This is a genomic window from Enhygromyxa salina, from assembly GCF_002994635.1.
In the GTDB taxonomy this organism is placed as follows: domain Bacteria; phylum Myxococcota_A; class Polyangia; order Nannocystales; family Nannocystaceae; genus Plesiocystis; species Plesiocystis salina_B.
This window is the reverse complement of sequence record NZ_PVNL01000083.1, coordinates 40549-52642: the sequence shown is the minus strand read 5'-3', so window position 1 is coordinate 52642 and position 12094 is coordinate 40549. Positions and strand designations below refer to the sequence as shown.

11 protein-coding genes are annotated in these 12094 nt (G+C 68.8%); 6 read left to right on the top strand and 5 right to left on the bottom strand.

All coding sequences use genetic code 11. From position 1 onward, the window contains the following. Nucleotides 1-85: 85 nt before the first annotated feature. On the top strand, nucleotides 86-334 hold the full coding sequence (locus ENSA7_RS21070) for a hypothetical protein (RefSeq protein ID WP_146157948.1): 249 nt from the start codon (nucleotides 86-88) through the stop codon (nucleotides 332-334). Between the two features lie 47 nt (nucleotides 335-381). Here the strand turns inward: ENSA7_RS21070 and ENSA7_RS21065 are convergent, their stop codons facing one another. The 4 genes from ENSA7_RS21065 to ENSA7_RS46170 form a co-directional block, all read right to left on the bottom strand. Continuing rightward, the gene (locus ENSA7_RS21065) at nucleotides 382-1503 is read right to left on the bottom strand and encodes a cyclic nucleotide-binding domain-containing protein (protein WP_181233959.1); all 1122 of its coding nucleotides are present in this window, start codon (nucleotides 1501-1503) and stop codon (nucleotides 382-384) included. 341 nt (nucleotides 1504-1844) lie between these two features. Then, nucleotides 1845-4085 carry a serine/threonine-protein kinase gene (locus ENSA7_RS21060; RefSeq protein WP_181233958.1) on the bottom strand — a complete coding sequence of 747 codons (2241 nt, stop codon included), beginning with the start codon at nucleotides 4083-4085 and terminating at the stop codon, nucleotides 1845-1847. 271 nt (nucleotides 4086-4356) lie between these two features. Beyond that, nucleotides 4357-4821, bottom strand: a complete 465-nt coding sequence (gene bfr, locus ENSA7_RS21055) for a bacterioferritin (protein ID WP_106091110.1) — start codon at nucleotides 4819-4821, stop codon at nucleotides 4357-4359. A gap of 172 nt (nucleotides 4822-4993) precedes the next feature. Further along, nucleotides 4994-5185 (bottom strand): (2Fe-2S)-binding protein, encoded by a 192-nt coding sequence (locus tag ENSA7_RS46170; protein ID WP_106091109.1) that lies wholly within the window; start codon nucleotides 5183-5185, stop codon nucleotides 4994-4996. A 251-nt stretch (nucleotides 5186-5436) separates the two neighbouring features. On the opposite strand from ENSA7_RS46170, the gene ENSA7_RS21045 reads away from it, so the two are divergent. Genes ENSA7_RS21045 through ENSA7_RS21030 form a run of 4 tightly spaced genes read left to right on the top strand, consistent with a single transcriptional unit; the run spans nucleotide 5437 to nucleotide 9668 of the window. Then, a complete protein-coding gene (locus ENSA7_RS21045; protein WP_106091108.1) occupies nucleotides 5437-5910 on the top strand; it encodes a hypothetical protein in 474 nt (157 codons plus the stop codon). A gap of 47 nt (nucleotides 5911-5957) precedes the next feature. After that, entirely contained in the window at nucleotides 5958-6830 is an 873-nt protein-coding gene (locus ENSA7_RS21040; RefSeq protein ID WP_106091107.1) for a hypothetical protein, read from the top strand. Beyond that, complete coding sequence (locus tag ENSA7_RS21035; RefSeq protein WP_106091106.1) at nucleotides 6827-7543, top strand: hypothetical protein; 717 nt, start codon at nucleotides 6827-6829, stop codon at nucleotides 7541-7543. The genes ENSA7_RS21040 and ENSA7_RS21035 overlap by 4 nt, the downstream gene beginning before the upstream one ends. A gap of 7 nt (nucleotides 7544-7550) precedes the next feature. Further along, nucleotides 7551-9668 carry a TonB-dependent receptor gene (locus ENSA7_RS21030; RefSeq protein ID WP_181233957.1) on the top strand — a complete coding sequence of 706 codons (2118 nt, stop codon included), beginning with the start codon at nucleotides 7551-7553 and terminating at the stop codon, nucleotides 9666-9668. Nucleotides 9669-9683: 15 nt separating this feature from the next. Here ENSA7_RS21030 and trpS read toward each other — a convergent pair whose 3' ends face one another. Beyond that, nucleotides 9684-10745, bottom strand: a complete 1062-nt coding sequence (gene trpS, locus ENSA7_RS21025; protein WP_181233956.1) for a tryptophan--tRNA ligase — start codon at nucleotides 10743-10745, stop codon at nucleotides 9684-9686. Between the two features lie 109 nt (nucleotides 10746-10854). Here trpS and serA point away from each other — a divergent pair, with 109 nt between their 5' ends. Beyond that, on the top strand, nucleotides 10855-12087 hold the full coding sequence (gene serA / locus ENSA7_RS21020; RefSeq protein WP_244923855.1) for a phosphoglycerate dehydrogenase: 1233 nt from the start codon (nucleotides 10855-10857) through the stop codon (nucleotides 12085-12087). The last annotated feature ends 7 nt before the right edge of the window (nucleotides 12088-12094 follow it).

The following is a 12094-nucleotide window of genomic DNA, read 5'->3' as shown; positions in this document are numbered from 1 at the left end:
CGCGCCAGCTTACACGAGCCTCGACCCGCTCGCGGAGCTAGCGACGGCCGCGTCGTCGTCCAGCCGAACCGGGATGCTGCCGCCAGTGACAACCCCGGTCGGGCTGGATGTTCGCGTGGCCGGCGATCACTTCTCGGTCTGGACCCGCGACCCTGCGCGACCGCTCGCAATCGGGCCCGCCAGCGCGCTACACATTCGGGTCGACGACCCCGGCGACAACGGCTGCGTCGACGCGATGCTCGCCCTTCACGAGAACTCGCAGGCGTTCAAGCGCCTGGCCGAGCCCAACCTCGCGCGACTCCGGCGGGCCAAGGTGATCGTCGAAAACGGCTAGCGGTCGCTCGCGTCGCCAGTCCACGGCGCCGTCGACGAGGGTGGAGCTCACACCGCCAAAGCCATCGCATGGCTCAGGCGCTCGCGCAGCTGGGCGAGGTCATCGGGCACCACCTCGAGTCGAGCCAGCAACGTCGGCCGCAGGCCGAGCACCCGGGTGGAACCGACCGACCTGCAGCTCGCGGTTCGATAGCCGCGCCCGTCGAGCAACGCGATCTCACCGATCGTCTGCCCGCGCTCGCGCACGCCGAGCCGCTCACCGTCGCGCTCGGTCGCGATCTGGCCCTCGAGGATCACGTACAGCTCCTTGCCGATGAAGCCCTCGTAGATCAGTTGGTCGCCATCCGAGAGCTCGAGGACCACCCCGGCGCCCGCGATGATCTGCAGCGCACGCGCCGACAGCCCGTGCAGCACGTCGCCGGAACTCGTGTCACTGATCCTGCGCAGGATCTCACGCGTATCGCTGCAAACCGTGCGATCGCCCCGGATGATCGCCCGGTAGCGTTCGACGCTCGGCCCACCCTGCGGGACCTTGGCGCGGCGCAGCGCCCTGTGGATCGGGCTCTTGCGTCGCTCGAGCTCGGCGAGGTCGCCGATCAGACCGAGGATCGACACCTCGAGGCCGCGGTGCGAGCACAGGAATCGCCCGCCGTGCGGATCGAAGCCCAGCATGTGGTAGCGGCGCAGCAGCCCCGGGGCCGAGATCGCAAACCACAGATCGACCGGCCGTTCGCGCATGCTGTCGATCAACGCATTGACCAACATCGCAGCGCCGACATGCGCGCCACGAAGCTCGGGGTCGAGCATGACCATCTTGATGTCGCCGACCGTCGCGCGCTCGCTCTCGGGCAGCAGATCGAGCGAGTGCAGCTCACGAACATCGGCCGGGACCGCGCCCGGCTCCCAGACTCGGATTCGAGCGGTCCCCAGCACGCGCTCGGGCGTGCCCAGATAGTAGATCGTGGTGGCGGGGTCATCATCGATCGGGCTGTGGATCCACCGCTTGGCCTCGTCGAGCTCGGGGTGATCGAGGTCGCTCTGCTCGCTGGCGTAGACCCGATGGCGAAACCGGTAGACGAGCTCGCGCTCGTCCTTTGTTCGCGCGACGCGGGCCGGATTGCGGGGCCGCAAGACGTGGTCGAACACGACGTTCTCGAGGTAGCTCCGCATCGGGCCAACGATAAGAACGCGAGTCAGTCGGTGTCTACAGGCGAGGTCGCTCGCGGCTTCAATCACTCGGTCGGGACGGGCTCGAAGCGCACCTGAATCTCGAAGTGAGCCCCAGATCATGCTCGGGGCGGTAGCGCCACGCTGCCGACTCAATGTCGAGCTCGCGACAGAGGCACGCCTGTAGTTGGAGGAAGCCCACGAGTCGTCGTCAGTCCCAGTCCACACGAGCGCGCCGTCGACCCCCGGGGCCCGAGTGCTCGTGCTCTGGCTCGCGCTCGACCTTGGTATCGCCGAGCGTGAGCGTTGAACCGGCGTGCCAGTAGAGCGGTCCCCGTCCCCGTTCAGCGCTTCTTTTTCTTCTTGCTGTTGTTATTGCTCTTCTTCGGCTTGTTCGGGCCGTACTTGGCGGCCTCTTCGGGGTGCGCGGTGGCCATCAGGTCGCGGACGACGACGAGCTTGTCCTCGAGCTTGGCACACACGGCGGCGTCATCGACGTCGTCGCCCGCCGCCGGGGGACTCACGGCGAACACGTGCTCGACAAAGTACGGGTCCTTGGACTCGATGATCGTATCGAGCACCTTCGCAAACTCGGCGCAGGGCTTGGGCGCCTGCGGGGCTTGATACAGATCCCGCGCGAGGTTGAGCTTGGAGTCGACGAGCTTGAGCGAGTCCATGTCGCCGCGCAGCACGTCGAGCACGCGGTGGCGATCGACCCACCCCAGCATCTCGTTGGGATCCGCGACGTTGACCAGCTCGAGCAAAAATTTATGACCGGCGGGCCCGAGCTTTTGCAGCGCGAGGTTGATGGCCTGCTCTTGCAACGTCTTGTTGCGCAGCAGCACGTACAGCTCGCCGTAGAAGTCTGGGTTGTCGATCAGCGTGCGGTCCTGATCCAGGGCCTGGCTGTAGCGCTCGAGCGCGGTCACGCGGCTGCTCTTGGCGCGCTTGATCGCCAGCGCCCGACCTTCGCGCCACAGCAGCTGCGGATCGTTGGGGAATTTGTCGCGCGCGGGCCGGATCAGGTCCAAGGCCTGATCTTCGTTCTTGCTGGTCAGCGCCACGTCGATCGCAACCAGGGTCTTCTCGTCGGCGCGCGGCTTGATCGGGGTGCCCGAGCCGGTGTCCGCGGCGTCGCCACCGTCGTCGCTGTTGGCGACGGTCGCGGGGTCATCGTCGCTCGGGGCTTCGACGCCGTCTTGCGGATCCTCGCCCTCGTCGCCCTCGCCGCCGTTGGGCCACAGCGAGATCAGCAGCAGCACGCTCAGGATCCCGCCGCCGACGTACCACCAGGTGCGCGGGATCGCGGCGATCCAGGCCCTGATCGGAGAGTCGGAGGACTGCGAGAGCGTGGGGTGCGACTGCGTGAGCGCGTCGGCCAGCGACATGTGCGTCGTCCTGGGCACGACCGGTGGCACGGTCATGCCCGAGTCGGAGCCGTACTCTGCGCCAAGCTCTGCAGCGAGGGGACCGCTGATCTCTGCCGGGTCGTAGGGGATCGGCGTTTGCGACATCGAGCCGGAGCCGGAGCCCAGGCCGGAGCCCAGACCCAAGCCAGATCCGGTCGCGGCCGACATCGAGCCCGAGCCGGATCGGAAAGCCGGGTTGTTGACGAGCGCCTCGTGGCCTGGCGGGTAGATGTCGCGCGGATCGACGACCCCGGTGTCGTGCGGGTTGGACTTGATCGGGATCCCCGCGTCCTCCCACAGCCGGGCCTGCACGGACTGCAGCGCCTTGCGAGCCGAGCGGGCGTCTGGATAGCGCTCGTCACGGCCCTTGGCCATCATCATCTTGACGACGCGCTGCAGCGGCGGCGGGATCGTGTCGGGCAGCGGCGGCGGATCCAGGCTGACCTGCATGCGGATCAGCGAGACCGGGTCGTCATGCTCGAACGGCAGGACCCCAGCCAACATCTGGTAGAGCAGGACCCCGGCCGAGTAGATGTCCGTGCGCTGATCGATGACCGAGCCGGTCGCCTGCTCGGGGCTCATGTAGTGCGGGGTACCGAACACCAGCCCCATTCGGGTGAGCGGCTGCGCGGTCTCGTCTTCGTCCTCTTCGTCGACGATCTTGGCGATCCCAAAGTCGACGAGCTTGAGGATCTCCGCGTTGTCGTGGTCCTTGGTGACAAACACGTTCTCCGGCTTGAGATCGCGGTGGATCACGCCGTTGTTGTGAGCGTGTTCGAGACCACGCAAGATCTGGATCTCGAGGTCGATCGCCCGCAGCGGATCGAGGGCCTGCTCGAGCAGCTCGCCGAGCTCGCGGCCCGACAGCAGCTGCATGACCATGTACTTCATGCCATCGGGGGTCGAGCCGAACTCGGTGACCGGGATGACGTTCGGGTGGTCGAGCCGGGCCGCGCTCTGAGCCTCGCGATCGAACCGCTTGGAGATGTCCTCGTTGGCGCTGAGCCGTGGGTGCAACACCTTCACGGCGACGTCGCGCTTGAGCAGCAGGTGGCGCGCCCGAAACACGGCCCCCATCCCACCGATGCCGAGCAGCTCGTCGATGCGGTAGCGCTCGGCGAGCGTCGTCCCGACGAGCTCGTCTAGCAGCTCGGTTTGGGTGGCAGGCTCGCTCACGGCCGCGAAAATACTATCGGACGGCCGATATTGCATGTCATGTGGCACCCAAGAACGTGGAACAGCTCGCCGCCCGGCGTGAGGCGCCGACCACGACCACGGTCGCGGCCGTGTCTCGCGGGTGAGGCAGCAGGAATGTCGGATCTACCGAGCGATTTCGCAGCCCTACCCGATGGCGGGTCTCGGCTCCCGTGCAGGGACCGCGGCAAGAGCGGAGCCGACGAGAGACGAAGCCCCCGGCCACGGGGCCGCGCACACCCGCGCGAGTCTCCTACATTTGTTCGGCCAGGTAGGCGGTCTCGCCGAGCCGGGCGATCAGATCCAGCTGAGTCTCGAGCCAGTCGACGTGGCCTTCCTCGGAGACCAGCATGCCCTCGAGCAGCTCCCGGCTGCCGTTGTCGCCGAGGTCCCGGCACAGCGCGATGCCCCGGTTGAAGCGCTCGACCGCCTGGTACTCGACCTGGAGATCCAGCTCGAGCTGCTCTTTGGGGGTCTCGCCCACGTTGACCTTGTTGTAGCGCTGCAGGTTGGGGATGCCCTCGAGGTACAAGATCCGATCGATGAGCTCGTCCGCGTGCTTCATCTCGTCGATCGACTCGGCGCGCACGTGGGCAGCGAGCTTGTTCAACCCCCAGTTCTGCAACATCTTGGCGTGGATGAAGTACTGGTTGATCGCGGTCAGCTCCGCGGTCAGCACCTCATTGAGCAGCTCGATGATCTCTGTCTTGCCCTTCATCTTGGCGGCACCGTAGCAAGCGCAGCGACCGTTTCAACGGCCCGTGCGCCGGCACTCGCAACGACGCCGACGAACTCGAACGGCATTTTCAGCAGCAGCGGGCGCGCGCGATCAAATGAAACTGGCTTTCAAGATCGGACGTGCTCACCGGCCCCGAGCGCACCCGCGCGACTCAGGGCGAGTCGGTCGCAGGCTGGTGCGCGTGGCTGTGGGTCGTCAGCATCTGCCGGATCTGCCGGACACACGATTTGCAATCTGTGCCCGCCTGGCAGCACTCTTGGATCTGCCGGACGGTGCACGCGCCGCGCCGGATTTCCTCGGTGATGCGGCGGTCGGAGACGCCTTTGCAGATGCAGACGAGCATGACGGTGTGCGGAGGGCGGTGACTTCGGCATTGAAAGTCGTTTTCAATGCCGAGATTTATATAGCGGGGTCATCTCGGCAGAGCAAGCGTTGAATTGCTTGTTCAAGACCGAGCCGCCCGGGGCCTGAATTTGCGGGCGAGCGGGCGCGAGGGCGCGGGGACGCGTGTGTCACGCCGGTCTGATCGGCGCTCTCGACCGGGCCGGCGTCGTGAAGATGGCCCGGGCCCCGTCCGCTCGATATGGTCGCCCGATGCCGACCCGGCGCGCCAGCTTGCCCTTGCTGTGTGGTCTCGTGTTGCTCGCGGGCTTCGCCTGCGACGAGGCCACGAGCGATCCGGCCGCGACCCGGCAACCGAGCCCGCCGCCGATCACCGAGCCGGCCGCGGTCGAGCCCGAGCCTGCACCAGAGCCGCCCGTCGAGATCGCCGAGCCAACGCCACCGGCCGAGCCCGAGGGCGGCCCCCGCTGTGATCAACGCGAGCTGGTGAGCAAGCCAGGCGGCGAGCCACGTCGGGTGTGCATCGACTACACCGGACACAAAGGCGCGATCGAGCCGCGCTGCTTCGAGGGCATCGAGCTGAGCGACGGCCCGTGTCCAGGCGAAGCGGTGATCGCCACGTGCACGCTCGCGGCGACCGGCGTGGCCATGAACTACTACGAGGGCGCCAACGCGGCCCGAGCCAAGCGCGACTGCGAGATGATCGACGGGACCTTCGCGGACTAATCCGGCCGCTTGTTGACGTATGCGGCAGCGCCGCTGAGACTCCCGCGATGTGTCACCCCACGCCGCGCGCCGTCGCGCTCATGCTCGGGTGGAGCCTCCTCGGGCTCGCGGCCTGTCAGCCTAGCGAGGCGCCGCGCGTCGAGCTCGCCGTCGTGGTCGACGGGTCTGGCCTAGAACCTGAGGTCAGCGATCTCGGGTGGGGCGTGGAGCTGAACGAGGCCCGGGTGGTGGTCGCCGATCTGCTGTTCACCACGGCAGGCGAGCTCCACGACGAGCGCCAACCCGCGGGCGCGCAGCTGATCAGCCGACTCGCCAGTCTGCTCGAGGCTCGCGCGTGGGCGCACCCCGGACACCAGCAGGGCGGCGAGGTGATCGGTGAGCTCCCGGGCACCCACGTGATCGACTTTGCCAGCGAGGACGGCCGCGAGCTCGGCCTCGCGACGCTGATCACCGGTGACTACACGGCCCTGAACTTCGGTCTGGGTCGCGGCCAGCCGGAGCTCGATGGGATCGACGCGAACGACCCCCTGATCGGTCACACGGCGATCTTGCGAGGCACCGCCAGCAAGCTCGTCGACGGCGCGACGACCGAGGTCGCGTTCACGATCATCATTGACTCCCCGCCCGACCGCGAGATCATCGGCGCCCCGTTCGAGGCCAGCGTGACCGAGGCCAGCAGCTTCGAGATCGGGCTGCGGATGCTGCTCCGCGACTCGCTCGAGGGCGACCGCCTGTTCGATGGCATCGACTTCGCCGCGCTCGATGCGGCCGACGGCGAGGCTGATGGCCAGTTGCTGCTGGTCGATCCCGACGAGGGCGATCCGCAGCAGGTCGCCGCGCTGAGCGACGCCTACTACGCGATTCGCCGCGAGTTTCAGACCCACGACGTGTTCGACGCCATCACCCACCTAGACCCATGATTATCTCACACCGCATTCACAAATTTACCTTGGTCTGCCTCACCGCGATCGCGTTCACCACCGCATGTACAGGCGGGGAGGGTGAGCTGGAGGTCCGCGCGTGGGGTGAAGAATTCATCGAAGAGGGCATCCCCGCGACCGAGCTCGCCGACGGCTGGGCGGTCAGCTTCGACCGCTTCGAGGTCGAGCTGCGCGATGTGTCCGCAGCTGGCGTCGCCCTGCCCGACCCCGCGCCCCTCGATCTCGCGCAGCCCAGCGAGGGCATGGGCCAGCTGATCGGGCGAGCGTCGGTGGCGACCGGCGATCACGACGACGCGCGCTTCACCATCGCCGCGGTCGAGATCGAGGGCCGCGCCAGCAAGGACGGGGTCGAGAAGACCTTCGCCTGGAGCTTTGACACGGCCGTCGAGTACAGCAACTGCGAGACCCTCACGCAGGTCTCACGCGACGCCGTCGCGCAGCTGCAGATCACCGTGCACGCGGATCACCTGTTCTACGACAGCCTCGTGTCCGAGGAGCCGGACCTGCGGTTTGACGCGATCGCGCAGGCTGACACCGACGCCGACGGCATCGTGACCCAGGCCGAGCTAGCGAGCGCGGGCCTCGGCGCCTACGACCCCGGCAACCTCGAGATCGATGATCTGTGGGGGTTCGTGTCCGCTCAGGCCCAGACCATGGGCCACGTCGACGGCGAAGGTCACTGCGAGAGCTAACAGCCGCGTGGACAAGCGAACGGTCACGCTCGGGCTGATCCTGCTCGGAGCCAGCCGCGCCGCGCTCGCCCACCCGCTCGAAGACTCGGAGCCCGAGCCCGAGTCTGCGAGCGAGGCTGAGGCTAGTGAGGCGGGTGAGGCTGGTGAGATCCGCGAGATCATCGTCGAGGTGCCCACCGACACGGCCTCGGCGACCACGATCACCCCCGAGCAGATCGACGCCGCCCCGATCCGCACCGCCGAGGACACGCTGCGGCTCGCGCCCGGGCTGGTGATGGTCCAGCACGGGGCCGAGGGCAAGGGACAGCAGTACTTCCTGCGGGGCTTCGACGCCGTCCACGGGCTCGACTTCGAGATCGAGGTCGACGGGGTCCCGATCAACGAGTGGTCCAACATCCACGCCCAAGGCTACCTCGACCTCGGGATGCTGATCCCCGAGATGATCAGCGACGTCGAGGTGCTGCCCGGCCCGTTCGGTCTGGATCAGGGCCCGTTCGCGCTGGCTGGCACGGCCCGGTTTCACCTCGGCGTTCCAGTCGACGCGCGCGGCTTACGGGCCAAGCTCGAGCTCGGCAGCACCCTGCGCGCCCGCACGCTGCTGAGCTACAGCCCCGCGCAGGGCGACGGCTCGCGCTTCATCGCCGCCGACGTGATGACCGACCAGGGCTTCGGCGAGAGCCGCGACAGTCGCCGCGCCGTGGTCATGGCTCGCCAGCCGCTGTGGCGGGGTCACCACCACGAGCTCACGGCGCTGGTCATCGCCCACGCGGCCGAGTTCGGGCTCCCGGGTACGACCTCGCTGCGCGACCACGAGGCCGACCGGATCGGGTTTTGGGGCGCGCACGACAACGGCCACGGCAGCGCGCGGCGGGCCCACGCGGCGCTCGACTGGCTCACGGTTCGCGCGCGCTGGCACCTGCAGGTGCGGGCCTGGTCCGGCTATCGGCGGCTCGAGCTGCTCGAGAATTTCACGGGCTTCCTCGAGCGCCCGATCGAGGGCGACCGCCGGGTTCAGCGCCACGCCAGCGTGCCGTTCGGGCTCCGCGTCGACCACCACGCCCAGGTCACGCCGCGGCTGGAGCTGCGCACGGGCGTCGGGGTCCGCGGTGACGTGTTCGAGCAGTCGGAGGTCCGCGTGGATCTCGACCGCCGGCCGTTCGAGACCACCCGTGAGCTGACCGCGGCCCAGGCCGACGTGTGGGCCCTTGGCGGGCTGCGCTGGCGACTCGCCGACACGCTCGAGCTCGGCGCTGGGGTCCGGGTCGACGCATTCGTGATCGACGCCCGCGACCTCGCCCCCACCGACGTCGACGAGTTCGATCCGAGCGCGTCCACGAGTACGACCCGTGGTGGCGGGCTGCGCTGGGCCGCGAGCCCCCGCGCCCACCTGCGCTGGGCCGCGCTGCGCAAGCTCGACCTGTTCGCCGCCTACGGCCGCGGGTTTCGTCCGCCCGAGGCCCGCGCGTTCACGAGCTACGACCCCGAGCGCGTCGGCGTGCCGACCGATGTCGTCGACGAGGGTCCGCGGGTCAGCGCGTCCGACAGCGGCGAGCTGGGTCTGCGCTGGCGCCCGGATCCTCGCGTGCAGATCCGTGTCGTGGGCTTCGCGACCTACGTCGGCCGCGAGTCGATCTACGATCATGTCTCGCGGACCAGCTTGCAGCTGTCTGCGACCCGGCGGCTCGGCGGCGAGCTCGGCGTCGAGTCCCGGCCGCTGTCGTGGTTGGGCCTGGCCGGCAGCGTGACCTGGGTCGACGGGCGCTTTGTCGCGTCGCGCAACCCGATCCCGCTGGCGCCCACGTTGGTCGGCAGCGCCCGGGCCTGGCTCGTCCACCGGATCGGCGCGCGCGCCGGGCTGACGCTGGTCGGCTGGGCTCCGCGGCCGCTGCCCTACGGCGCGCGCGGCTCGGGCCTGGCCCGGCTCGACGCGACCGCAGGCTGGCACCTCGAGCGGGTGTTCGTCGATCTGGCGATCGAGAACGTGCTCGGGCTGCGCCTGCGCGAGGGGGAGTACTACTTTGCCAGCAACTTCGACCATCAGCGCCCGGCCAGCTCGCTGCCGACGCTGCACTACGTCCCGGGCCCCGCCATCAACGCGCGGCTGTCGCTGACCGCAAAATTCTGAAGTGTCTGAGTTGGGTCAGTAGGGCTTCTTACGGGCCAGGGCGCGGCGCTCGGCCACGTCGATCAGGCCCTTCCACAGCGGCTCGAGGCCCATCGCCTCGCGGACTTGCTGCAGCGTCGCGTAGGCGACCTCGCGGGCGCGGATCGTGCCGTCGACGAGGATCTCCTCGATCAACCCGTCGTCGGCCTCGAACGCGGCCCGGCGCTCACGCAGCGGCGCGAGCAGGGCTTCGGTCGCTTGGATCAGCTGCTCGTGCGCGGCCGCGTCGCTGAGCTGGCCGGCGCGGTGCTCGGCGCTCATCGCCTCGGCCTGGGCGGGATCGTCGAACAGCGCGTCGATGAACGCCCGCAGCCGCGACCCGCTGAGCGTGCGCAGTTTTTGAGCCACGACCTCGGCCGGGTCGCCCAGGTTGATCGTGTTGCCGGCCGACTTCGACATCTTGCTGGCGGCGGGCCCGTCGGGGCCGATCCCCGGCAGCATCGGGACCCGCGACGCCTGACCCTCGGGCAGCGGAAACACGTCGGCGTACATCTCGTTGAACAGCTGCGCGACCTCGCGGGCGATCTCCACGTGGGCGAGGTTGTCGCCGCCGACCGGGATCAGCTGCGCGCGCGCCATCAGGATGTCCGCCGCCTGCAGGACCGGATAGCCGAGCAGGCCCAGCGACATCCGCTCGTCGTCGACGCCGGCGATCTTGGCCATCTGCGCGATGCTGGCGAGCGAGCGCAGGTGCGAGGCTGGGATCAGCATCTGCAGCAAGATCGCCAGGTCGTAGACCGCGGGGACCCCCGACTGCAGGTAGATCGTCGACTTGCTGGGATCGATCCCGACCGACAACAGGTCGAGCACGATCGCGCGAACGTTGCGAGGGAGCTCGGCGATCCGCTCGCGCTCGGGCCGGGTCGTCAGCGTGTGCAGATCCGCGACGATCAAGAAGCACTCGTGGCTGTCTTGCATGGCGACCCGGCTCTGCAGCGAGCCCAGCAGGTGGCCGAGGTGGAGCGGACCGGTCGGGCGGTCGCCCGTCAGCAGTCGGGCTTTTGGCGCGGTGGTAGACGGCTCGGATCGCTCGGACATGACGGGTGAGCGGATCACTAACAAACTAGCGGACGGGTGGCGAGGAGGGCGGCTGCGACCGCCCTGGCGGCACTTGCCGGTCGCACCCGAAACCAGCAGACTCCGCCGCGTGCCGCGAGCCCACGTCCTGCTGAGTGAGAGCATCCACGAGTCCGCCGACCCTGCGTTCGAGCGGGCCAATATCCACGTCCATCGCAGCACCGCGGGGCTCGCCGATCAAGAGTTGATCCGCGCCCTGCAGGCGATCCCCGGCGACGAGCCGGTGCTGCTGGGGATCCGCAGCAAGACGCAGGTCCGCGCGTCGGTGTTCGACGCGGTCCCGCGCCTGGTCGGGATCGGGGCGTTTTGTATTGGCACGGATCAGGTCGATCTCGAGCACGCCCGCGTCAGCGGCGTCGCGGTCTTCAACGCGCCGTTCTCCAACACTCGCTCGGTCGCCGAGCTGGTGATCGCCGAGATCGTGATCTTGTCGCGGCAGATCTTCGCGCGCAGCTGGGCGGCCCACGAGGGCGCGTGGCTCAAGGACGCCAAGGGGGCCCACGAGGTCCGCGGCAAGCGGCTGGGGATCATTGGCTACGGCCACATCGGCTCGCAGCTGAGCGTGCTGGCCGAGGCGCTGGGCCTGCGCGTGAGCTACTACGACGTGATCAACAAGCTGCCGCTGGGCAACGCGAGCGCGGTCGACAACCTCGACACGCTGCTGGCCGAGTCCGACTTCGTGACCCTGCACGTGCCCGACACCGAGCAGACCCGCGGGATGATCGGCGCGGCCGAGCTCGCCAAGTTCAAGCGCGGGGCCTACTTGATCAACGCCTCGCGCGGCAGCGTCGTCGACCTCGACGCGCTCGCGGCCGCGCTCGACGAGGGCCAGATCGGCGGCGCCGCGATCGACGTGTATCCGAAAGAGCCCAAGGCCGCGGGTGATCGGTTCGAGTCGCCGCTGCAGGGCAAGCGCTCGGTGATCCTCACCCCCCACATCGGCGGCAGCACCCAGGAGGCCCAGGCCAACATCGGCGTCGAGGTCAGCGAGGCGCTCGTGGGCTACATGACCACCGGGCGCACGATCGGCTGCCTGACCCTGCCCGCGCTCGACGGCGCCGAGCTGCGCGGCGGCTGCCGGCTGGTCAACATTCACAAGGACGTGCCGGGCGTGCTCTCGCGCGTGAACCATGTCGTGGCCGACGTCGGGGTCAACATCACGGGCCAGCACCTGGTGACCGGCGGCGGCAACGGGCTGTTGTTGATGGACCTCGACATGCCGCGCGAGGACCCCCGCGCGACGGCCCTGCGCGAGGGGATCGCCAAGCTCGATCAGTCGCTGCGGACCCGCCTGCTCGGCTGAGCGCGGG